This is a genomic window from Caballeronia sp. NK8 (genome assembly GCF_018408855.1).
GTDB lineage: Bacteria > Pseudomonadota > Gammaproteobacteria > Burkholderiales > Burkholderiaceae > Caballeronia.
In genome coordinates, this window is the sequence record NZ_AP024324.1 from 675,420 (window position 1) to 698,593 (window position 23,174).

General features: G+C 64.2%; 21 protein-coding genes. 5 read left to right on the top strand and 16 right to left on the bottom strand.

The genetic code is table 11. The annotated features are described in order from the left end of the window. Positions 1-6: 6 nt before the first annotated feature. Together NK8_RS24745 and hisD are read right to left on the bottom strand one after the other, a co-directional pair. A complete protein-coding gene (locus NK8_RS24745; protein ID WP_213230771.1) occupies positions 7-774 on the bottom strand; it encodes an SDR family NAD(P)-dependent oxidoreductase in 768 nt (255 codons plus the stop codon). Positions 775-802: 28 nt separating this feature from the next. Next, positions 803-2,116, bottom strand: a complete 1,314-nt coding sequence (gene hisD / locus NK8_RS24750) for a histidinol dehydrogenase (RefSeq protein WP_213230774.1) — start codon at positions 2,114-2,116, stop codon at positions 803-805. A gap of 209 nt (positions 2,117-2,325) precedes the next feature. Between hisD and NK8_RS24755 the strand changes: the two genes are divergently transcribed. Continuing rightward, positions 2,326-3,396 (top strand): substrate-binding domain-containing protein, encoded by a 1,071-nt coding sequence (locus NK8_RS24755; protein WP_225936369.1) that lies wholly within the window; start codon positions 2,326-2,328, stop codon positions 3,394-3,396. A gap of 12 nt (positions 3,397-3,408) precedes the next feature. Here the strand turns inward: NK8_RS24755 and NK8_RS24760 are convergent, their stop codons facing one another. The 5 genes from NK8_RS24760 to NK8_RS24780 all read right to left on the bottom strand — a co-directional run bounded on the left by NK8_RS24760 (position 3,409) and on the right by NK8_RS24780 (position 8,770). Next, positions 3,409-4,683, bottom strand: a complete 1,275-nt coding sequence (locus NK8_RS24760) for a cation:dicarboxylase symporter family transporter (RefSeq protein ID WP_213230777.1) — start codon at positions 4,681-4,683, stop codon at positions 3,409-3,411. A 69-nt stretch (positions 4,684-4,752) separates the two neighbouring features. After that, positions 4,753-5,787, bottom strand: coding sequence for an Ldh family oxidoreductase (locus tag NK8_RS24765; protein ID WP_213230780.1), 1,035 nt, complete (start codon positions 5,785-5,787; stop codon positions 4,753-4,755). Further along, complete coding sequence (dctA, locus tag NK8_RS24770; protein WP_225936412.1) at positions 5,784-7,085, bottom strand: C4-dicarboxylate transporter DctA; 1,302 nt, start codon at positions 7,083-7,085, stop codon at positions 5,784-5,786. The genes NK8_RS24765 and dctA (NK8_RS24770) overlap by 4 nt, the downstream gene beginning before the upstream one ends. Before the next feature lie 191 nt (positions 7,086-7,276). Then, positions 7,277-8,452, bottom strand: a complete 1,176-nt coding sequence (locus tag NK8_RS24775) for a UxaA family hydrolase (RefSeq protein ID WP_061179400.1) — start codon at positions 8,450-8,452, stop codon at positions 7,277-7,279. Positions 8,453-8,500: 48 nt separating this feature from the next. Beyond that, positions 8,501-8,770, bottom strand: a complete 270-nt coding sequence (locus NK8_RS24780) for a UxaA family hydrolase (protein ID WP_162069163.1) — start codon at positions 8,768-8,770, stop codon at positions 8,501-8,503. A gap of 248 nt (positions 8,771-9,018) precedes the next feature. Between NK8_RS24780 and NK8_RS24785 the strand changes: the two genes are divergently transcribed. Further along, positions 9,019-9,777, top strand: coding sequence for a GntR family transcriptional regulator (locus tag NK8_RS24785; RefSeq protein ID WP_162068699.1), 759 nt, complete (start codon positions 9,019-9,021; stop codon positions 9,775-9,777). A gap of 82 nt (positions 9,778-9,859) precedes the next feature. On the opposite strand, the gene NK8_RS24790 is transcribed toward NK8_RS24785, so the two are convergent. The 6 genes from NK8_RS24790 to NK8_RS24815 all read right to left on the bottom strand — a co-directional run bounded on the left by NK8_RS24790 (position 9,860) and on the right by NK8_RS24815 (position 16,245). Further along, positions 9,860-11,098 (bottom strand): M20 family metallo-hydrolase, encoded by a 1,239-nt coding sequence (locus NK8_RS24790; RefSeq protein ID WP_213230784.1) that lies wholly within the window; start codon positions 11,096-11,098, stop codon positions 9,860-9,862. Continuing rightward, a complete protein-coding gene (locus NK8_RS24795) occupies positions 11,095-11,976 on the bottom strand; it encodes an alpha/beta fold hydrolase (protein ID WP_213230786.1) in 882 nt (293 codons plus the stop codon). The genes NK8_RS24790 and NK8_RS24795 overlap by 4 nt, the downstream gene beginning before the upstream one ends. Before the next feature lie 19 nt (positions 11,977-11,995). Further along, complete coding sequence (locus NK8_RS24800) at positions 11,996-13,129, bottom strand: pyridoxal phosphate-dependent aminotransferase (protein WP_213230789.1); 1,134 nt, start codon at positions 13,127-13,129, stop codon at positions 11,996-11,998. A 13-nt stretch (positions 13,130-13,142) separates the two neighbouring features. Beyond that, positions 13,143-13,928, bottom strand: a complete 786-nt coding sequence (locus NK8_RS24805) for a short-chain dehydrogenase/reductase (protein ID WP_213230790.1) — start codon at positions 13,926-13,928, stop codon at positions 13,143-13,145. 141 nt (positions 13,929-14,069) lie between these two features. After that, positions 14,070-15,419: an MFS transporter gene (locus NK8_RS24810; protein WP_225936370.1), complete on the bottom strand. Its 1,350-nt coding sequence runs from the start codon at positions 15,417-15,419 to the stop codon at positions 14,070-14,072. Between the two features lie 163 nt (positions 15,420-15,582). Continuing rightward, positions 15,583-16,245 (bottom strand): GntR family transcriptional regulator, encoded by a 663-nt coding sequence (locus tag NK8_RS24815; RefSeq protein ID WP_213230793.1) that lies wholly within the window; start codon positions 16,243-16,245, stop codon positions 15,583-15,585. A gap of 192 nt (positions 16,246-16,437) precedes the next feature. On the opposite strand from NK8_RS24815, the gene NK8_RS24820 reads away from it, so the two are divergent. Both NK8_RS24820 and NK8_RS24825 read left to right on the top strand, forming a co-directional pair. Next, complete coding sequence (locus NK8_RS24820) at positions 16,438-17,736, top strand: MFS transporter (RefSeq protein WP_213230796.1); 1,299 nt, start codon at positions 16,438-16,440, stop codon at positions 17,734-17,736. Positions 17,737-17,762: 26 nt separating this feature from the next. Then, positions 17,763-18,545 (top strand): substrate-binding domain-containing protein, encoded by a 783-nt coding sequence (locus tag NK8_RS24825; protein WP_213231557.1) that lies wholly within the window; start codon positions 17,763-17,765, stop codon positions 18,543-18,545. A gap of 12 nt (positions 18,546-18,557) precedes the next feature. Here NK8_RS24825 and dctA (NK8_RS24830) read toward each other — a convergent pair whose 3' ends face one another. Continuing rightward, positions 18,558-19,844 carry a C4-dicarboxylate transporter DctA gene (gene dctA / locus NK8_RS24830; RefSeq protein ID WP_213230799.1) on the bottom strand — a complete coding sequence of 429 codons (1,287 nt, stop codon included), beginning with the start codon at positions 19,842-19,844 and terminating at the stop codon, positions 18,558-18,560. Then, the gene (locus tag NK8_RS24835) at positions 19,841-20,782 is read right to left on the bottom strand and encodes a LysR family transcriptional regulator (protein WP_213230801.1); all 942 of its coding nucleotides are present in this window, start codon (positions 20,780-20,782) and stop codon (positions 19,841-19,843) included. Before NK8_RS24835 ends, dctA (NK8_RS24830) begins: the two co-directional genes overlap by 4 nt. Positions 20,783-20,853: 71 nt before the next feature. Between NK8_RS24835 and NK8_RS24840 the strand changes: the two genes are divergently transcribed. Then, complete coding sequence (locus NK8_RS24840) at positions 20,854-21,723, top strand: SGNH/GDSL hydrolase family protein (RefSeq protein WP_213230804.1); 870 nt, start codon at positions 20,854-20,856, stop codon at positions 21,721-21,723. A gap of 18 nt (positions 21,724-21,741) precedes the next feature. On the opposite strand, the gene aspA is transcribed toward NK8_RS24840, so the two are convergent. Further along, entirely contained in the window at positions 21,742-23,160 is a 1,419-nt protein-coding gene (gene aspA / locus NK8_RS24845) for an aspartate ammonia-lyase (RefSeq protein WP_213230806.1), read from the bottom strand. Between the last annotated feature and the right edge of the window lie 14 nt (positions 23,161-23,174).

Genomic DNA, 23,174 nt, shown 5'->3' on the forward strand with positions numbered 1-23,174 from the left:
CGTGGATCAGCGTGCGGTATAACCGCCGTCGATCATGATTGTTTGACCGCTAATGTAAGCGGACGCGTCGCTTGCGAGAAACACGGCGAGGCCGTCGATGTCCTCCAGAGTGCCGTTGCGGCCGAGACAGGTTTGTTCCGCGTGCCTCGCGGCGAGCGCTTCGTCGGCGAATACGGATGCCGTGAGCGCTGTAGGAAAAAAGCCTGGACCGATGGCATTGCAGGTGATGCCGTGACGCCCCCATTCCTGAGCGATGGCGCGCGTGAGCTGCACCACGCCGCCCTTCGCCGCACCGTATGGCGCGCTGTTCGCAAACGCCCGATACGACTGCAGCGAAGCGATGTTGATGATTCTTCCCCAGCGCCGTTCCTTCATTTGTGGTGCGAGCGCCTGGGTCAGAAAGAACGGCGCGCCGAGATGCAGCGCGAGTTGCGTCTGCCATGCCTCGGGCGTGACCTCGGAAAACGGCTGGCGCAGATTCACGCCGGCGGCATTCACCAGTATGTCGATGCGCCCGTTCGCCGCGAGCGCCTGCCCGGCGCATTGACGCGCCGCTTCCGGACTGCCGATATCCCCGGCGATGCAATCCGCCGCGATGCCCTGCGCGGCGAGACTGGCCACCGCGTCGCGCAGCGCGCTTTCGCGCCTTGCTGCGAGCACGACGCGCGCGCCCGCGTGCCCGAGCGCGCGCGCCATCGCGAGGCCGATGCCGGCGTTGCCGCCGGTCACGAGCGCGATGCGTCCTTCGAGACTGAACAGCTTTGCATGATTCATCGGTCGCTCCGTCGAGTGCGCTGTGCGTTCAAACCTGAACCGTCTCGCCCTTTTCGAACTGCTCGTCGGGAAAGTACTTCTTCAGGCGGTCGTCGGCCGTTCGCGCGTGCGCTTCCATGCCTTCGAGACGCGAGATGCGCGCCGTGACTTCGCCGATACGTCTGGCCGCATCGCGCGTCATGCGCTGCCACGTCAGCGTCTTCACGAACTTGTGCACGGAAAGCCCGCCGGAATAGCGCGCCGCGCCCTTGGTCGGCAGGACGTGATTCGGACCGCTCGTCTTGTCGCCGAACGCGACCGTCGTTTCTTCGCCCAGGAAGAGCGAGCCGTAGCAGGTGAGCGTGTCGAGCCACCAGTCGAGATCGGCGGCGTGCACTTCGAGATGCTCGGAGGCATAGCGGTCCGATATCTCGACCACCTCCTCGCGCGTGTCGCAGAGGACCACTTCGCCATAGTCGCGCCATGCGGCGGCGGCGGCGTCGCGGGCGGTCGGCGGCAGATCGTCGATCAGACGCGGCACCAGCGCCATCACTTCGGCGGCGAGCGCCTTCGAGGTCGTGAAAAGCCACGCGGGCGACTCGTGGCCATGTTCGGCCTGGCCGACCAGATCGCTCGCGACGATCGCCGGATCGGCGGTCTCGTCGGCGATGACGGCGACTTCCGACGGACCCGCGAATACGTCGATGCCGACCTTGCCGAACAACGCGCGCTTCGCTTCCGCGACGAACTTGTTGCCCGGACCGACGACGACATCCGCCGGTTTGCCGGTGAAGAGCCCATATGCCATCGAAGCGATCGCCTGGACACCGCCGAGCGTCATCACGACATCCGCGCCCGCCGCCTTGAACGCGTACAGCACGTACGGATGAATACCGCCGCCGCGAAACGGGCTGGAGCAGGCAATCACCGTTTTCACGCCGGCTGCCTTCGCCGTCGCGACACCCATGTAGGCCGACGCGATATGCGCGTAACGCCCGGCAGGCGCATAGCAGCCGACGACGTTCACCGGAACCACACGCTGACCGGCTGTCACGCCCGGATGCAGCTCGACCGAGAAATCTTCGATCGAGCGACGCTGCGCGAGCGCGAAGTCACGCACTTGCTTCACCGCGAAGTCGATGTCGTCGCGAATATGCTGCGGCACTTCGCACGCGCGCCGCTCGATTTCCTCACGCGACACGATGATCTCTCCATCCCAGCGATCGAGCTTCGCCGCATAGGCGCGCACGGCGGTTTCGCCACTGGCTTCGATCTCCGCCAGCATCTCCGTGACGACCCGCTGGGCGGTGGCGGTTTCGGTTTCCGGGGTCTTGGCGGCCTTCTTGATATACAACACCGTCATGGTCTGCTCCTGAGTTCGAACACTTCGATCTGAAATGCAAGCGCTTGCATTTGTGCCTTAAAAATAAGCCGATGCTGAACTCGGCTGATATGTTCCTAAGGCGCTAGATGCAAGCGCTTGCATTTATAATAAATCGACTTTTCTGCGATGACATCGGGACTGTTACCTAGAGACATGCTCTATTCGCGGCACCGTACGATCTTCATACAATGACGACTTCGACCCAGGACAAAAGCCCGTTCATGAGCAACGTCGAAAGACCAAGACTCGCCGATGTCGCGGCGCTCGCGGGCGTCTCTACGGCAACCGTGTCGCGTGCGCTGTCCAACCCCGACGTGGTGAAAGGACCGACCCGCGAGCGTATTCTGCAAGCGGTTGCGCGGCTGGGCTATGTTCCCGACGGCGCCGCACGGGCGCTGGCTCTCGGCCGGGCGCGCATGGTCGGCGCGATCGTTCCGACACTCGACAACGCCATCTTCGCGCGCGCGGTGCAAGGGCTGCAAAGCACGCTCTCCAGCGCGGGCTATCAGTTGCTGATTTCATCGCACGAATACAGTCTTGCAGCGGAGACGGAAAGCGCACGCGCGCTGCTCGAACGCGCCGTCGATGCGCTCGTGCTCGTCGGCGCGGATCATGCCCATGAAACATGGGAACTCGTTCGCGCAAGCCGCATTCCGGTGCTCATCACCTGGACCAACGCCGTCAACGCCGGCGAATTCCTCACGGCTTCCACGCCGCTCATCGGCTTCGATAACCGCCTCGTCGGCAAGCTCGCGGCGGAGCATCTGCTGTCGCTCGGACATCGGACCTTCGGCATGATCTCCGGCCTCACGCGCCAGAACGACCGCGCGCGGCATCGCGTCGATGGCTTTCGCACGACGCTCGCGGACGCGGGCTTGCGCCTGCCGGAAGCCAATGTCGTCGAGCAGCCGTTCGGCTTCGATGGCGGACGCGCAGGTCTCAAGCATCTGATGCAACTCCGGCCGCGCCCGAGCGCCGTCTTTTGCGGCAACGACGTCCTCGCGCTCGGCGCGCTGTTCGAGGCGCAATCGATGAAGATCGACGTGCCGCGCGAACTGTCGATCGTCGGCTGCGACAACCTGCCGATCTCCTCGCAGATCACGCCGGGTCTTTCCACTGTCTTGCTGCCTACGTATGAACTGGGCCAGCGCGCGGCCCTCACCCTGCTCGAATGGCTCGCCTCGGATCGGGTTCCCGCCGACGCGTGCCTGCCGATCGAACTCGTGGTGCGCGGCACGAGCGGGCCGCCGCCGGCCTGAGCGCCACGATGCTCACGACGCGCTCGACGCCTTCGGCCGCATGCCGAGCGTCTCGCGCATGCAGACGTCATCGCGCTGACGCTCCCAATGCGCGACCGCCACCGTGGCGACCGCGTTGCCGATCATGTTGGTCGTCGCGCGAACTTCGGCGATGAACCGGTCGACACCCAGCACGAGCGCCGCGCCTTCGATCGGAATGTGCTTGAACGCCGCGAGCGTCGCCAGGAGGCAGATGAAGCTCGCGCCGGCCACGCCCGCCATGCCTTTGGACGTCAGCATCGAAATGCCGACGAGCACCGCCTGCTCGGCCACCGACAGCTGAATGCCGAAGGCCTGCGCGATGAACACCGCGCAAATGACCTGCGCCACGCACGTTCCGGCCAGATTGAAGGTATAGCCCATCGGCATGACGATACCGACCACGCCCGTCGGACATCCGAGCGCTTCGAGCTTCTTGACGAGCTGCGGAAACGCCGCTTCCGACGAAACCGTCGCGATGACGAGCAGGATCTCGCCGCGTATGTACTTGAGCAGCCGCCACAGGCTGACGTCGCACATCAGGCAGATGCCGCCCAGCACCAGCACGATATACGCGAGCGTCGCGACGTAGACGGTGATCAGCAGCATCATGAGCGAGTTCATGGTGGCGAAGCCGAACTTCCCGACGGCATAGGCCATCGCGCCGAATGCGCCGATCGGCGCGACACGCATGACAATACGCACGATGCCGAAGAGCGCGTGACTGATCGCTTCGAAGAACTTGTACGCCGGCTCGCCGGCCTTGCCCGCATGCGACAGACCGATCGCGAAAAGGGTCGAGAAGAGCACGACCTGCAGCATGTCCGAATGCGCGAAGGCCGACACCGCGCTATCGGGAATGATGTTCAGAAAGAATTCGGTGATGCCGCCCGATGCATGCATCGAGCGTTCGTATCCGCTCAGCACGCTCGCATCGATCGAAGCCGGCGAGAGATTGAGGCTCGCGCCGGGCTGGATATAGTTGACGGCCCACAAGCCCATGAGCAGCGCGATGGTCGTGGTCAGTTCGAACAGGATGATCGACCGCCCGCCGATGCGCCCCAGCGCACCCGCGCCGCCCATCTCTTTCGCGCCGAGCACGATGGTCACGAAAATCAGCGGCGCGGTGACCATCTTGACCAGTTTGATGAACGCCGTGCTCAACGGTGCGACGCTCTGCCCGAAGTGGGGAAAGTAATGGCCGAGCAGCGCGCCGGCCACGATTGCGATGAGCACCTGAACGTAAATCTGACGAAAGATTTTTCGCATGCTTGTCTCCGCGGCATCGGTGCCGGTTTCTTATCGCTGGAAGAAGGTAAAGCGGGAATGTCGACTATTTCATATTGTGTCGGTTCTTTCCTTCGCCAGCGCTCGAAGCTGGCTCAGCAAGGCGCGGTTCATCACGATTCCCGTACGCTCGCTGCGCGCTGCAATGTCCTGCCGGCGATAACCGGGCAATCGCACGTCCGGATCGGCCAGCATCAATTCGACGAGCGTCTCGATCCTGCGCTGATACAGCGTCGTGCCGGCGAGCGCTTCGGGATCGATCAGCCAGAAGAGATGGCCCACGCCCGAGCGCGGCCCGTCTTCCGTGAGAAACGAGCCGGCTTCCGCGCCGAATTGAGCGCCCGACAAAGCCGCCGCGAGCAGTTCGACGACGAGAGCGAGCATCGCGCCCTTCGCGCCGCCGAATGGCAGCATCATGCCTTCGAGCGCCGCCCGCGCGCTGGTCGTGGGTTTCCCGTCCGCCGCGGTGGCCCATCCTTCGGGAATGGGCTGGTCGTCGCGCGCCGCGACCATGATCCGGCCGCGCGCGACTTGCGACATCGACAGATCGATCATGAGCGGCGCGGCATCGGCGCGCGGGAACACGGCGGCGATCGGGTTGGTGCCGAACAGCGGACGCGTTCCGCCCCACGCGGGCATCGCGCCCGGCGAGTTGCTGAACGCGAGTCCGACGAGGCCCGCGGCGCCGGCCGCTTCCAGGTGATACGCACCCGCGCCGAAGTGATGGCTGCGCGTGACGCTCGCCGCCGCCGTGCCGAAGGTCCGCGCGCGCTCGATGCCCGTCGCGATCGCCAGTTCGCATGCGCCGAAGGCGAGTCCGTCGCAGGCGTCGACGAGAAACGCCGCGCCCTTGTCGCGCACGATGCGCGGCACCGCGCCTGCATCGACGCGGCCGTTGCGCAACTGCGCGAGATACATGGGCAACCGGCTCACGCCGTGCGATGACAGGCCGCGCGCATCCGCATACACGAGCGCCTGCGCGGCCGCCTCAGCCGTTGCGGGCGTCGCGCCCGCTTCGAGCAAGGCCGCGCGGGCGAGCGCGTGCAGATCCTTCACCGGTATGGTGATGTCGTCATGTGCGCTCATTTGTGCATGTCCCGCGCGGGTTCGATCATCAGGCGCGCTTCTTCATCGTTCGCGGCGCGCGGGTTCGCGAGCACCGCGCGCGCCGTCTCGACATCGAACACGCCTTCCCAGCGCGCGACGACCAGTGTCGCGACCGCGTTGCCGATCATGTTCACGAGCGCGCGAATCTCGTTGAGCACGCGATCTATGCCGATGATGAGCGTGATCCCCGCTACCGGAATGATGTTGTGCGACGACAGCGTGGCGGTCAGCGCAACCAGCGCCGCGCCCGCGACGCCCGCCCCGCCTTTCGATGTCACCAGCAAGATCGCGAGCAGGCCGAGCTGCTGCATCAGCGAGAGATGCGTGTTGGTCGCCTGCGCGATGAAGAGCGAGGTCATGGTCAGATAGATGGCCGCGCCGTCGAGGTTGAACGAATAGCCGGTCGGCAGCACGAGTCCGACGACCGATTTCGGGCAGCCCAGCCGTTCGAGCTTTTCCATCAGACGCGGCAGCACGGATTCGGTCGTCGACGTGCCGAGCACGATCAGCAGTTCCTCGCGCAGATAGCGCAAGAGCGGCCACAGCCCCACGCCGGCCCAGCGGCATGCGGTGCCGAGCACGAGCGCGACGAAAATGATGCTGGTCGCGTAGAAGCACAGAATCAGCAGGCCCAGTTGCTGCAAGGTCCCGATGCCGTACTTGCCGACCGTGAACGCGATCGCGCCGAACGCGCCGAGGGGTGCGAGCCGCATGATCATTTCGACGATACGCATCAACGCGTCGCCAAGCTGCTCGATGCACTGCGAGAGAAACTTGCTGCGCTCGGACATCAGCGACAGCGCCACCCCGAACAGTACCGAGAACAGCAGCACCTGAAGCAGATCGCCGCGCGCGAACGCGCCCACGACCGAGTTCGGCACGATCTCCTCGAGCATGCTTCTGTGCTCGGCGCTATGCACTTCGGTGACGAAATGCGAGACCGCGCCGGGATCGAGCGTCTTCGGATCGATGTCGAGACCCGCGCCGGGATGCATCACGTTCGCGACGATCATGCCGATCACGAGCGCGAGGGTCGTAACCACCTCGAAATAGAGAATCGTCTTGAAGCCGACGCGCCCGACCTGCTTCAGGCTCTCCATGCGAGCGATGCCGACCGACACCGTGCAGAAGATCAAGAGCGTGATGAGCATCTTGATGAGGCGGATGAACGTATCGCCGAGCGGCTTGAACTGCACGCCCAGCGCCGGCGCGAAATAGCCGACGAGAATGCCGGCTGCCAGGCCGATCAGGACCTGGACATAGAGATGCTTGAGCACGCGCAAGATGGTGTCTCCTCCACTCGCTGCTGCCAGATGACGACCGGGGCGCGATATCGGTTCGCGCCGCTTCTGGGACGGCTTGCGAACCGGCGCGCGCCGGATGGGGATCTCTCTCTGATTGCTCTTGCTTTCGATACTTCAGCGCGTGCGGCGCAACGAAGCCGCCGCACGCGCTGCCGCACGCGGGCTTACGCGCTCTCGAACAGACGCGTCAGCACGAACTCGCGGTGACCGAGCGTTTCCGCCGAGGTCCAGCGGCCATTGGCGGTGGCGAGCATGCATTCGAGCAGCTTGTCGCCGGTTTGATCGAGGTTCTGCTCGCGTTGCAGGATGCCGGAGACGTCCACGTCGATGTGCTCGCCCATCGTGCGTACCGTGCGCGGATTCGCGCAGATCTTGATCACCGGGACGATCGCGTTGCCGATCACGTTGCCCTGGCCGGTCGGGAAGAAGTGCACCGCGAAACCCGAAGCCGCGCACAGCGTCACCATTTCCGCCGCGGCCGACGACGAGTCCATGAACCACAGGCCCGAATGCGTCGGCTCCTCGGCCTTGTCGAGCACGCCGTCGACCATGCACTTCTTGCCGATCTTCTGGATGTTGCCGAGCGCCTTTTCCTCGATGGTCGTCAGGCCGCCGGCGATGTTTCCCTTGGTCGGTTGGGATTCCGAAAGATCGTCGGTCTTCCAGCGGTTGATCATGTCCTGATAGCGGTCGAACATGAACTGGAAGCGTTCGCGCACGCCATCGTTCGCGCAGCGCGCGGCGACGATCTGTTCGCCGCCAGTGAGTTCCGAGGTCTCGCCGAAGACGAGCGTGTTGCCGAGGCCGTAAAGCTTGTCGAACGCGTTTCCGACGGTGGGATTCGCGCCGCAGCCCGAGGTCGTGTCCGATTCGCCGCACTTGGTCGAGACCCACAGTTCGCTGATCGGGCATTCCTCGCGTTCGAGCGTGGTCGCGTACTGCACCATTTCCTTGGCCGCTTTCGATGCGCGCATGATCGTGTCGTGATCGCCGTGCAACTCGATGCCGAAGCCCATCACCGGCTTGCCGGATTTCGCGATGCCGTCGACCACGCGCTTCGTCCACCCTTCCTCGATGCCGATCACCACGACCGCCGCGACGTTCGGATTGCTGCCCGCGCCGATCAGCGTGCGGAAATGCAGATCCAGGTCCGCGCCGAACTGCAGGCGGCCATACGGATGCGGAATCGCCATGGTGCCTTTGATGGCGCTTTCGACCGCCATCGCCGCCGCGTTGGACAGGTCGTCCACCGGCAGGATGATGACGTGGTTGCGAACGCCGACGCGGCCGTTCTCACGGCGATAACCACGAAAAGTAGTGTCCAGTTGAAGCACGCTCATGATGTCTCTCTCGATGTGGGGTGGAAGTAGCCGGCTGCGATACAGGGCTTACCAGCGCTTCGTCTTGATGTTGTGCACGTGAGCGTGCTCGCCCGCCGTGATGGGCGCGACCACCTTGCCGATATCCACGCCGTACTTGAACACCGTGTCGCCTACCGACATATCCTTGAGCGCCACCTTGTGACCGATGGGAATGTCCTGTTTTGCCGCAACCGTGACGACTTCATCCTCGTCCATGATCCAGGCGTTCAGTTGCGAGCCCGCCTTGATGCCCTCGACGACCGCTACGCCCACGGTGTCCTTCGCCTCGTGCAGCACGATATGGATCGTCCTGCGCTCGCCGCTTGCCGCCTGCTTCGTTGCACTGCCTGCTCCAGCCGCCGCGTAACTCATGTGCTCCTCCGTCATGGTTGGTCAATCGGCGAGGCCAAACGCGTCGCGCCTGCCGTTGAAATGAATACTAGGCCTGCATCTCATCCATGTCAACTAACTCATCTATATGTGTTACATCTTTTCGATGAACGGGTAGAATGAGCGCCATATAAAGCAGAGCGGAGGGAGGCGTGATGAGCACAGTCACCGCCATGCCGACCAGTCCTGGCGGCACGCGTTACAAGGAAGTCAAGGAAGCCATGCTTGCTGCGCTGACGGTGCAGGAATGGAAGGGCGGCGAAGTGATTCCGTCCGAGAAAAAGCTGGCGGAACGGTTCGGCGTGTCGATCGGCACGCTGAGGAAGGCCATCGACGAGTTGTGCGCCGAAAACATCCTGATCCGTCATCAGGGGCTCGGCACCTTCGTGGCGATGCATCGTCGCGACCGCCACTTCTTCCGCTACTTTCGCGTCACGCGGCGCGACGGCGAGCGCACCTATCCCGTCGTCACGCTGATCAACTTCCGCAGAGTGAAGGCGTCGCCGGCCATTGCGGCCAGGCTCGGCATCGATGATGGCGCGCGGCTATATTCCTTCGCGAACGCGCTCGCGCTCCATGAGAAGGTAATCATGATCGACCACATCATGCTGCCCGAGACGCTCTTTCCCGGACTCACCGAAAGCACGCTGCGCAGCCGCCAGGACACGCTCTACAACTTTTATCAGGACGCGTTCGGCATCAATGTGGCCGGCACCGACGAGCGTTTGCGCGTCGGGCGCGTGAGCGAATCGGAGAGCGCGATTTTGCAGCTCGATGCCGGAGCTGCGGTGATGGAAGTCGAACGCGTGGCTTACTCGATCAATCAGAAACCGGTCGAGTACCGGCTTACGCATATCAACACGGAAGAATACGATTTCGTGGCAAGCACGATGAAGAATGGCGCGATGACGTAGGCAGCGCGGCCGCCGGTCCGACCCACAACCACGGACAGGCGGCCTACACGCGCAGCGTCGTCATCGGGATGACACACAAGTTCTAAACGGACGCGAGTCTGCTCAGCACATCCGCAAGCACTTTCGCGCCCGCGGCCAGATCGGACGACGACGTGAACTCGGTCTCGCAATGCGTGAGTCCGAGATGCGACGGCACGAAGATCATCGCCGACGGACACACGCCATGCAGATAGCGCGCGTCGTGGCCCGCGGTCGACAGGATGTCGCGATGCGCAAGCTCCAGCCGCGCCGCCGCAGCGCGGATGAGCGCACGCATCGGTTCGGGAAAGTCGAGTGACATCGCCGTCGACAGTTCCGTCACGCGCACCGCGCACACGCCCGCGTGCGCCTCGCAGATCGCCGCGATTCTGTCGCCCAGCGCCTGCAGGACATGCGAATCCGGATGACGCAGATCGATGGAGAAATCGACCGAACTCGGCACGACGGACGGCGCGCTCGGCTTCACGTCGAAACGCCCGACCGTGAATTTCACGATGTCTTCCCGGTCGTGCAAGGCGTCGGCCAGCGCCTGCACCATCGCGATGGCGGCGAGCAGCGCGTCCTTGCGTTCGGCGCGCGTCGAGGTGCCCGCGTGCGCCGCTTCGCCGTCCACGCGCACCTTGAAGGTACGCTTGCCCTGAATGCCGGTGACCACGCCGATCGTCAGCCCTTCCTTCTCCAGATGCGGACCCTGTTCGATATGCGCCTCGACATACGCCGACGCGCGTTCCCCCAGCGCGCGCGCGGGCACATCGCGCAGGCTGTCACGAACGCTGGCGAGCGCGTCCCTCACGCTCACGTTGTCCGTGTCGACGACGGCGAGCACGGCGTCGAGTTCGCGAGCGCCCGCGAACACGGCGGAGCCCATCATGCCCGGCGCGAAACGCGAACCTTCTTCGTTCATCCACGCGACGACATCGATCGACACGCGCGGCTTCACGCCCGACGCGACGATCGCCTCGACCGCTTCGAAGGCGGCCAACACGCCGTACACGCCATCGAACCGGCCGCCGGTCGGCTGGCTGTCCAGATGCGAGCCGGACAGCACGGGCGGCGCGTTCGTATCCGCGCCTTCGAGCCGCAGGAACAGGTTGCCGATCGCATCGACGGACGGCTCCAGTCCGAGCGCCGCGCCCCACTGCACGAGCTGACGCTGCGCCGCCGCATCTTCCTTCGAGAGCGCCTGTCGATTGACGCCGCCCTTCTCCGTCGCGCCGATGCGCGCCATCGCGGCCAGCCTTTCCGCGAGCCGCTTTTCGTCGACGTAAGCACTCGCGCTCATGATGTCTTCATGATCTGCGCGGGCACGGCGCGCGGGTCGCGCGGCAGCCAGCGGTTCTGCTCGACCATCGCGAGAAAATCCGCGACGTGCTGATTGAAGAGCGCCGGTTCCTCGAGATTCAACGTATGGCCGGTCTTCGGCATCACGACGAGTCCGCTCGCGGGCACCGTGCGCTTCAGGTAGATGCCCGGCTGGAGACAATGATCGTCCTCGTCTCCGACGACCACGAGCGTGGGGACCGTCATCGCTTTCAGCCGCGTTTCGAGATCGTAGATGGAAGGACGTCGCGCCTGCACGCCGCGCATGGTCAGCGCCGAGCCGCGCGCCGAATGTTCGCCGAGCATCGTCGCGAATTCGAGCCAGCCGCGCGGATCCTTCACCTGAAACGCAATGCGCGATGCCGCGAGCGAATAGGTCTTCGCGAATTGCTCCGCGCCTTGCGCCTCGAACTGCTTCGCGACTTCGAGCGACACGTCGCGGAAGGTGTCTTCGAACTCCTTTTCCGCGCCGTAGCCCGCGCCCGCGACCACGAGCGAACGCGCGCGATCCGCGTAGTCGAGCCCGAAATGCAGCGTCGCGAAACCGCCCATCGACAGACCGACGATATGCGCGCGATCGATGTCCAGTGCATCGAGCACGTCGCGGATATCGCGCGCGGCGATGGCCTGCGAATACTGTTCGATATCGTCGGGCACGTCCGACGGCGCGTAGCCGCGCGCCGCGAACGCGATGCATCGATAGCGTCTGCTGAAGTAGCGCATCTGCGGTTCCCAACTGCGCAGATCGCCGCCGAATTCATGCACGAACACAACCGGCGTGCCAACGCCAGCTTCCTCGTAATACAGCTTCACATCATCCGATGTCGTCAGATACGGCATGTTCCGTCCTCGTCGGTATTCAGAATTGATTCGCGGGTTCCTTGATCGAACGCGCGCGCTCGACCATGGAAGGCAGCAGTTCGCAGAAGCGATCGGCCCACGCTTCCGGCACCGTCAGGCTCACCTTGACGAAGCGATGCCCGAACTGTTTCGTGTGGTAGGCGCCCTGCCGGATCATCACGCGCTCGCTTTGAAACGCTTCGACGAGCGCTTCCGGCGTGATGCCCGCGCCGATCGTCTCGACCACCAGCAGGTTCGCCTGCGAAGGAAACACCGGCACGCTCAGGCCTTCGACATTTTTCGCCGCTTCGACGACCGCCGCCTGATTGCGGCGCTGACGCCGGTTGATCTCCGGAAACCATTCGTTCTTGGTGCGCAATCCGGCGATGGCCGCGCGCTGCGACAACACGTTGCTGCCGAGATTGTTCGGCGGCGCGGACGCGAAACGCTCGATCAGATCCGGATGCGCGATCACCGCGCCCAGACGCATTCCCGCGAGTCCGAGCCATTTCGAAAAGCTGTACGTGACGATCGTCTTCTCGGGATAGAAACGGTACGCGGGCGTGAAGTCATCGGCGAACTGGAAATACGTCGCATCGTGGATGAAGTACGCGCCGACCGAACGCGCGATCTCCGCGAACTCGCGGATCTCGTCTTCGGTATGACAGGTGCCGAGCGGATTGTTGGGATCGACGAGATAGATGACGCCCGTGTTCTCGCTCACCGCCGCGCGCAGTTGCGCGGGCGTGAGCTTGTAGTTCTGCTCGGGCGAATAGATCGGCAATTCGATGACGCGCGAACCGGCGCGCGCGGCGAACTGCATCGGCCACGCCCAGCTTGGATTCGTCGTGACGAAATCCTTGCCCGCTTCGCAGATATTGCGGCACACGTTGTACAGCGCTTCGACGGCGCCGTCGGTGATCATCACCGATGCATCCGGCAGGCCGATGTCCTCGCGAATCAGTTGCCGCAGCGCTTCGAAACCGAGCGGCGGCGCGTACGCGTGATATTCGCCGCCATCGAGCGCGTCGATCACGGCCTGACGCACGGCCGGATGCGGCTCGAAGTGGTTGGTGTTCTGACCGAGCCACATCAGGCCTTCGCTGTTGCAAAGGCGGTCGAAATAGGCGTTGCGTTCTTCGAATCGACGCATGTTCGTGGTCTCCTCAGATGATCGAGCGGCGCGACGCGATGCCGCCGTCGATGGTGACGATCGTGCCCGTGATGTACGCCGCGCGCTCCGACGCGAGCCACACGATCAGATCGGCGACTTCCTCGGCCTGTGCCGCGCGCTTGCCGGGATACTTGTCGAAGAGTTCTTCCCAGCGGCTTTCGTCGCTGTACCAGTCGAGCGCGCGGCGCTTCATCAGCTTGACCATGCGATCGGTCGCGACCGGACCCGGATTCACGCCGACCACGCGAATGCCGTCGTCCAGCGCCCAGCCACCGATGGCGCGCGTGAAGGCCATCATCGCGGCATTGCCGGTCGAACCGATGATGTAGTTCGCGTCCCAGTTCTCGCCCGAGTTACCGATGTCGTTGACGATCACGCCGCTGCCGCGCCGCTTCATCGATGCATAGAGTTCGCGCGTCAAGGTCACGTAGGAAAAGATCTTCATGTCGAGGCTCGCGCGCCAGTCGGCGTCCGTCATCTTGTCGAGCGGGCCCGGGCTGGAATCGGCGGCGTTGTTGACGAGGATGTCGGCGTTTGCGCAGGCATGCGCCAGATCGATGGCGTTCTGCGTGACCGAGAGATCCGTCGCATGGACGTGCACGCGCGTGCCGTGTTTCGTCGCGATTTCGTCCTGCGCGCGATGCAGCGCATCGGCGGAGCGCGCCGCCAGATGCAGTTCCTCGATGCCTTCGGCGGCGAACGCCCACGCCGTCGCCAGCCCGATGCCCTTCGACGCGCCCGTGATGAGCGCCGACTTGCCCTTGAAGTTCAGTTCCATGTATCGCTCCGTGTATTTATAAACGACGTGTACGAATACATAGACTAGCATGTAAAAATACAAAAGACGTCGATCAGGAATAAAAAAACGGCATGCGGGGCGGCATGCCGTTCTGTTTGTAGCGGGAAGGACCGCGTCGGATCAGCGATTCACGAGCTTCGCCGGAATCAGCAGAATCAGCGCTGCGCCGACGACCAGCACGCCGGCCGAGACGTACATCGCGATGACCGACGTATGCGTGAGATCGCGCAGCCAGCCGATCAGATAGGGGCTCACGAAGCCCGCGAGTCCGGCGAACGCGTTGATGGCCGCGATGCCCGCCGCCGCGCCGGTTCCCGCGAGGATCGCGGACGGCAACGCCCAGAACAGCGGGCCCGGCGTGAGCACGCCGGCCGCCGCGAGAGACAGGCCGACGAGCGCGAGCGGCACGTTCGAGCCCGACGACGCCGTGATCGCGTAGCCGAGCGCGCCGATCAGCATCGGCACGATCAGATGCCAGCGCCGCTCGCCGGTGCGGTCCGAATTGCGGCCGAACGAGACCATCGCGATCGCGCCGAACACGAACGGAATGGCCGACAGCATGCCGATCATCAGTACGCCGGAGACGCCCGACGCCTTGATGAGCGTCGGCATCCAGAACGTCAGGCCGTACTGGCCCATGATCACGCAGAAGTAGATCAGCGCCATCAGCAGCATGCGCGGATCGCGGAACACCTGACCGACCGTCTCCGAGATGCGCGTATGGCGGTGGTCCGGCGTGTCGAGCGCGTCGGTGATGATTTTGGCTTCCTCCCGCGTGAGCCAGCGCGCCTCGGACGGCTTGTTGTCGAGGTAGAAGAACGCCGCGATGCCGAGCGCCAGCGATGGCAGCGCCTCGATCAGAAACAGCCAGCGCCAGCCGGGATGCCCGTGCGAGCCGTTGAACGCCTCCAGAATCCAGCCCGACAGCGGCCCGCCGATGATCCCGGCGAGCGGAATGCCGACCATGAAGATCGCGAGCACGTGCGAGCGGCGGCGCGCCGGATACCACTGCATCAGATACAGCACGATGCCGGGATAGAAGCCCGCCTCCGCCGAACCGAGCAGAAAGCGCAGCACGTAGAACTGCGTCGGCGTCTGCACAAAGAAGAACGCGCCCGAAATGAGCGCCCAGGTCACCATGATCCGCGCGATCCACGCCTTCGCGCCCACGCGCTGCATCATCAGATTGCTGGGCACCTCGAACAGGAAGTAGCCGATGAAAAACACGCCCGCGCCCAGCCCGTAGATGGTTTCGCTGAATTGCAGGTCGCTCAGCATCTGCAGTTTCGCAAAGCCGATGTTCACCCGGTCCAGATACGCCGCGACGTAGCAGAGGATCAGGAACGGGATGAGCCGCAGCGTTGCCTTGCGGTACACGCGGTCTTCGGTTTTCTGCGCTTGCCCTACGTCGTTCGCGGCATGCAGCGTGTCGCTCATCACCTGCTCCTTGTCTTTGGCGTCGGTCGTCATGTCAGAGGAATCGCCGCTCTATGTATTTCAAGTCGGCGTTCTTGTATCCAGATAATACCGATTCAAAATACGTTGCAAGGAGTTTTTCAAAAAATTGAGCGTGCGGGCGCGCGCCGGCGTGTGCCGGCGGCTTTCGTCGATGTCGGGAGGGTAAAGCGTGCCCTTATTCGGCCACGTCGGCGGGTTCGGGGAACAGCGCGATGAAGTCGAGCATCTGCTCGCCGAGCAGGTTGACGTGCGCGGACATCGCCTTGGCGGCGGCGTCGCCGTCGCCGTGCTCGATGGCGGCGATCACCTGTTCATGTTCGTCGACGGTATCGAGGCGGCGCCGCACCTTTTGCGTGACCATCTTCCGATAGATCGACACGCGGTTGCGCAGGCCGCGCGTCTGGTCCGCGAGAAAGTCGTTCTGGCTCGCTTCGTAGACGATTTCGTGAAAGCGGCGATTGATTTCGTAGAAGCTGTCGACCTGCTCGGCGTCGAGCGTGCCGCGCAGTTCGACCTGCGTTTCACGCAGCCGCGCGATTTGCTGCGGCGTCGCACGGCGCGCGGCCAGGCGCGCGCACAGTCCTTCTAGTTCCGCCATGACCTGGAACATTTCCAGCAGCTTGCGCGCGGACAGCGCGGCGACCATCGCGGGCTGGCGCGGGCGCATGGTGATGAGCGCTTCGGAGGCCAGTTGACGCAACGCCTCGCGTATCGGCGTGCGCGAGCATTCGAATCGCTCCGAAAGCTCGGTTTCCTCCAGCCGCGAACCGGGCGGCAAGCGTCCCGAAAGGATTTCGCTCTCAAGCGTCGTGAGAATCTCGTCCGCTCGCGTGGTCATGTGTATCTCCAGCCCCGATGCTTGTATTTTCACAGGCCATGATTGTCGCATGAGTCGCCGGAAGTTCGATTGATAACCATAGAACATCAATCGTTCGATAGTTTGCACTTATCGTCTCAGTCGTTTGCGGCGAACATGCATGAAAGATAAATCCGCGCGCACCGCGCATTCCAGGTTTTCGGAGACATTTCGATGCACCAATCCCCCCCTGCCCATTCGCCCGGGCAATCAAAGGCTGCCGCGGTATTTCGCGTGACGGCCGGCAATTTCCTCGAGCAGTTCGACTTCTTTCTGTTCGGCTTTTACGCCACCCAGATCGCCAACGTATTCTTTCCCGCCGCGAGCGAATTCGCTTCGCTGATGATGACCTTCGCGGTGTTCGGCGCGGGCTTTCTGATGCGGCCGCTCGGCGCGATCATCCTCGGCGCCTATATCGACGACGTGGGCCGCCGCAAGGGCCTCATCGTCACCCTGTCGATCATGGCGAGCGGCACCATTCTCATCGCGTTTGTGCCGGGCTATGCCAGCATCGGTCTGCTCGCGCCGGCGCTCGTTCTGATCGGACGTCTGCTGCAGGGTTTCTCGGCGGGCGCGGAACTGGGCGGCGTGTCGGTCTATCTCTCCGAGACGGCCACGCCCGGCCGCAAGGGCTTCTTCACGAGCTGGCAGTCCGCGAGCCAGCAGGTCGCGATCGTCGTGGCGGCGGCGCTCGGCTTCGCCCTGAATCAATGGCTGGACACGTCGGCCATCGCCGCGTGGGGATGGCGCGTGCCGTTCTTCGTCGGCTGCATGATCGTGCCGTTCATCTTCATGCTGCGCCGCAATCTGGAGGAAACGCAGGAATTCAAGGCGCGCCAGCATCGTCCGTCGATGAAGGAAGTCTTCGCCACGCTGATGCGCAACTGGGGAATCGTCGTCGCCGGCATGATGCTGGTCGCGATGACCACGACGAGCTTCTACCTCATCACCGTCTATGCGCCGACCTTCGGCAAGACGGTTCTGCATCTGAGCACGGCGGACAGTCTGCTCGTGACCTTGTGCGTCGGCGTGTCGAACTTCGTCTGGCTGCCCATCGGCGGCGCGATCTCCGACCGCTTCGGCCGGCGTCCGCTGCTGCTCGGCATGACCGTGCTCGCCATCGCGACCGCGTATCCCGCGCTGTCGTTCCTCGCGCATGCGCCGAGCTTCATCAACATGCTGCTCGTGCTGCTGTGGCTCTCGTTCATGTACGGCATGTACAACGGCGCGATGGTCGTCGCGCTGACGGAAGTGATGCCGGCCGACGTGCGCGTCGCGGGCTTCTCGCTCGCCTACAGCCTGGCGACGGCGATCTTCGGCGGCTTCACGCCCGCCATCTCCACGGGCCTGATTCACTTTACCGGCGACAAGGCCGCGCCCGGCATCTGGATGAGCTTCGCCGCCGCATGCGCGCTGTGCGCCACGTTCGTGCTCTACCGCCGCCGCCCGGTGACGCTGTCACCGGCTCACTGATCACGCAACGGCACATGTCCTCATCCATGAAGAATCTGTTTCTCAAGGTGTGCGCGGCGGGGCTCGTCGCGGCTTCGGTAGCGTCGGCGGGCGTGCAGGCGGCCGAGTTGCACGTCATGAGCTCGGGCGGCTTCACTGCCGCGTACAAGCTGCTCGGTCCGAAATTCACCGCCGCGAGCGGCAACACGCTCGACACGGCGCTCGGCCCTTCGATGGGCAAATCGCCCGAGGCCATTCCCAACCGGCTCGAACGCGGCGAGCCCGCCGACGCCGTCATCATGGTCGGCTATGCGCTCGACGAACTGATCAAGGCCGGCAAGGTCGTGCCCGGATCGCGCGTCGAACTGGCGGATTCGCGCATCGGCGTGGTCGTGCGCGACGGCGCGGCGAAGCCCGATGTCGGCTCCGTTGACGGGCTGAAGGAGACACTGCTGCGGGCGAAATCGGTCGCCTATTCGGACAGCGCGAGCGGCGTGTATATCGAGCGCGAGCTGTTCAAGCGGCTCGGCATCGAGGAGCAGATGAAGCAGAAGGCAAAGATGATTCCGCGGATTCCCGTCGCCTCCGTGGTGGCGAGCGGCGACTACGAAATCGGCTTTCAGCAGGTCAGCGAACTTCTGCCGGTGAAGGGCGCGACTTTCGTCGGCAAGATTCCCGAGTCGTTGCAGTCGGTCACGCGTTTTGCCGCCGGGATTCCCGTCGGCGCGCAGCATCCGAAGGAGGCGAAAGCGCTGCTCGACTATCTCGCTTCACCCGAGGTTCAGCCGGAAGTGAAGGCGACCGGCCTCGATTCCGTTACATCGCACTGACCCGCTTTGCGATCATTCGGCCGCCGCGTCGGCGTTTCGCGTGACGGCGTTTTGCAGCATCGACTTGAAGCGCGTGCGGTCGCACGCGCCTTCCCACATCGACACGAAGATCACGGCGCACGCGTTGCTGATCACGCTCGTCAACGCGCGCGCCTCCGACATGAAGCGGTCGATGCCCACCAGCAGCGCCACGCCAGCCACGGGCAGGTCGGGAATCACCGTCAAGGTCGCGACGAGCGCCACCAGTCCGCTTCCGGAGACGCCCGCCGCCCCTTTCGACGTGATCAGCATGACCGCGAGCATCGTCGCGATCTGCGCGGCTGAAAGCTGCACGTCGCACGCCTGCGCGATAAACACGGAGGCGAGCGTCAGATAGATCGCGGTGCCGTCGAGGTTGAACGAATAGCCCGCGGGCAGCACGAGCCCGACGATGCCCCTGTCGCAGCCGAGCGCCTCCAGCTTGCCGATCAGGCGCGGCAGAACGGGTTCCGTCGATGACGTCGCAAGAACGATCACGAGTTCCTCGCGCAGATAGCGCAACAGACGCCAGAGCGCGAAGCCGTGAAGCCGCGCGAGCGGCGCGAGCACCAGCATGACGAACAGGATGCATGCCACGTAGAACGACGCCATCAGCATGCCGAGCGAACCGACCGAACGGATGCCGAAGCGCCCCACGGTAAAGGCCATCGCGCCGAATGCGCCGATCGGCGCGAGCCGCATGATCATCGCGAGGATGCGAAAAAGCGCGTGCGCGATGCCGTCGATGAACGCCAGCACCGGCTTGCCCGCGCGCGGTTGCAAGTTCAACGCGAAGCCGAACAGCAGCGAGAGCAGGAGAACCGGCAGCACTTCGCCTTTTTCGAAGGCGCCGAGCATCGTCTCCGGGATGATGCCGAGCGCGAACTCGACGAGCCCGTGCGGCTGCGAGCGTTTGACGTACTGCGAGAGGATGCCCGTGTCGAGATGACGCACGTCGATATGCATGCCCGCGCCCGGATGCAGCACATAGGCGGTCGCGAGCCCGAGCACGAGCGCAATCGCCGTCAGGAAGTAGAAGAGCGCGAGCGCCTTCAGGATCGTTCGTCCGATAGCCGCGCCGCTCGCCAGCGACGTGATGCCCGAGACGATCGTGCAGAAGACGATCGGCCCGATCATCATCCGCACCAGCGCGACGAACGCGTCGCTGACCGGCTTGAGCAGCGCGCCCGTCTGCGGCCAGATATGGCCGAGCGCCATGCCGAGCACCATCCCCAGCAAGACTTGCACGTAAAGCAGCCGAAACGGCCAGGGCAGGCTCACGATGCGTCACCGTCGCCATCGCCGCTCTCGCCCTTGGCGGCGCCGCTGCGCTTCATCTCCATGATCTCGCGGTAGAACTGCTGCGCCGCAGGCGTAAGCGCTCTGCCGCGCCGCCGCACGATGCCCACGCGCCGCCGCACCACCGGATCGACCAGGGGCACGCTCGTCAGGACCGGATGATCGCGTCCGGGCATGGCCATCGACGGCACTGCCGCGACGCCGAGCCCCGCTTCGATGAGGCCGAGCATCGTCGTGACGTGGCGCGTTTCGCACACGCTCGGCGCGCGAGGCGCGACGGCCGACAGCGCCTGATCGAGCAGGAGACGATTGCCGGACGTCTTGTCGACGGATACGTACTCGTGCTCATAAAGCTCGTTCCAGGTGACGCGCTTCTTGCGCGCGAGCGGATGGTCGCGCCGGCACGCGGCGACGAAACGTTCCTGCAACAGCACCTTGAATTCGATCTCCGATTCCTGCGTGCCGAGAAAGCTCACGCCGAAATCCGCCTCGCCGCTCATGACGGTGCTGAGCACCTCGTTGGCGCTGGAGTCCAGCAGCTTGACCCGGATGCGCGGATAGCGGCGATGGTAGCTCGCGACCACGTTGGGCAGAAAGTAATAGGCGACCGACGGCACGCACGCGATGGTCACATGACCCAGGCGGCTCGACGATACATCGCGGATGCCGAGCAGCGCGACATCGAGATCGTCGAGCAGTTGCTCGGCGCTCGGCGCGAACACGCGGCCGACGGTGGTGAGCGTCACACTGCGCGTGGTGCGGTCGAAGAGGCGCACGCCGAGCGCATCCTCCAGCTTTTCGATCCGGCGGCTCAACGCGGGCTGGGAGATGTTGACCGCATCCGCGGCCTTGCGAAAGCTCCCCAGCTCGACGACGGCCCGAAACGCCTGCAAATCATTTAGATCGAAATTAACGCCCACGAGGCGCTCCTTGCCATTACCGATTGAACCGGCGTATTTTGCATGAGTTTGCGGCTCGCAACGGAGGCACCATGAAGAACCTCTACGAAAGTTGGCAAGAGCAGATCCAGCAGGATCTGAATGCACGCGTCAAGGCGCACCAGCATGCGGTGCGGCAGGCGCAAGCGCAGCGCGCTCAGACCGGCGCACCCGCGCCGCTCATCCTGCTCGGCGATGGCGATTCCTGGTTCGACTACCCGCTGCCCGATCCGCTCCACGCCACCGACGTGCTCGAAGCCCTGCGCACCGCGGGCACACCCACGCCGATGATCCTCAAGCTCGCGCACTACAGCGACGCGACCACGACGCTGCTCGGCGTGACCAGGCGCAACCGTCTCATCGACCAGTTGAAGGACCCGGCCAACGGACCGATCGACGCGTTGCTGTTTTCCGGCGGCGGCAACGACGTGGTCGGCGACCAGTTCCGTTTCTGGCTCAACGACGCGAGCGCGGTCGGCAACGATCCCGCACGGGGCGTCGACGATCAGCGTCTCGCGCATATCTTCGGCGTGGTCGAAAGCGCCTATCTCGATCTGATCCGCATCCGCGATCAGTTCGCGCCCGACGCGCCGATCTTCGTGCACGCCTACGATTTCGCGCTTCCCACCGGCGTGTCGGCCTGCCATCTCGCGGGGCCGTGGCTGCGTCCCTCGCTCGTCGACCGGGGCTGGCCCGACTTTGCGCCGGGCGCGCTGATCGTCAAGACGATCCTCGTCGAATTCCGCGCGATGCTGCAGCGGCTCGCGAGCGTCCCCGCCCACGACATGGTGCTGGTCGAGACTCAAGGCACGCTCGACGCGCGCGACTGGGCCAACGAACTGCACCCGACTGGCGCCGGCTTCGCGGCAATCGCCGCCCGCTTCAGGGCCGCGCTCGCCACGCGTTTCGCGCACCGCATATGAGTGCGGGCGCGTCCGGCATCAGGCCATCGACGCCAGTGTTCTGGGCTGCGTCAGCATCGCGGGGTGAAGGATTTCGTCGAGTTGCGACTGACTCAGCAGCCCTTTCTCGATCACGACCTGCGCGACGCTCCTGCCGGACGCGAGCGCTTCCTTCGCGACTTCCGTCGAGTGCGTGTAGCCGATGTACGGATTGAGCGCCGTCACGATGCCGATCGAGTTTTCGATGATCGCGCGCAGCCGCTCCCGGTTCGCGGTGATACCGTCGACGCATTTCGAGGCGAGCGTGAGGCATCCTGCCCGCAGGTGCGCGACGCTCTTGAACAGACTATGCGCAATGATCGGCTCGAACGCGTTGAGCTGAAGCTGACCCGCTTCGGCGGCGAAACTCACGGTCACATCGTTGCCGATGACTTCGAACGCGATCTGGTTGACGACTTCCGGAATCACCGGGTTCACCTTGCCCGGCATGATGCTGGAGCCGGCCTGCACGGGCGGCAGGTTGATTTCGCCGAGACCCGCGCGCGGCCCGCTCGAAAGCAGGCGAAGATCGTTGCAGGTTTTCGAGAGTTTGATCGCGACTCGCTTCAGCACGCCCGAAAGCTGCACGAATGCGCCGACATCCTGAGTCGCTTCGACGAGATTCGGCGACGTCGTGAGCGCGATGCCGGTCACGTCGCTCAAGTGCCGGCATGCGAGGCGCGCGTAGTCCGGATGCGTGTTGATGCCTGTGCCGATCGCGGTCGCGCCCAGATTGATTTCGCAAATCAGCCCGGCCGCTTCCATGAGCCGCGCTTCGTCTTCGCCGAGCATCACCGCGAAGGTGCTGAACTCCTGGCCGAGCGTCATCGGCACCGCGTCCTGAAGCTGCGTGCGGCCCATTTTGAGGTCGCTGGCGAATTCCTGCGCCTTGCGTTCGAACGACGCGCGCAGCACGGCCATCGCCTCGACGAGTTGCACGATGCCCGCGTAGGTGGCGATCTTCAGCGCGGTCGGATAGACGTCGTTGGTGCTCTGGCCGAGATTCACGTCTTCGTTCGGGTGAAGCACGCCATACTCGCCGCGCTGATGCCCGAGATGTTCGAGCGCGAGATTGGCGATGACTTCGTTCGCGTTCATGTTGGTCGACGTGCCCGCGCCGCCCTGAATGACATCGACCACGAAATGCTCGTGCGCCGTGCCCGAGCGTACTTGCCTGCACGCCTGCACGATGGCCTGCATCTTCACTTCGCTCAGCAGCCCGAGGTCGTGATTCGCGAGCGCCGCGGCTTCCTTCACGCTCGCCAGTGCGTTGACGAGATTCGGATAGACGGAGATGGGAATGCCCGTGATCGGGAAATTCTCCAGCGCGCGCAGCGTATGCACGCCGTAGTATGCGGTGGCGGGCACGGCGAGATCGCCGAGAAGGTCGTGCTCGATACGTTCAGTTATGTTAAGCATGTGTTTCTCTCAGG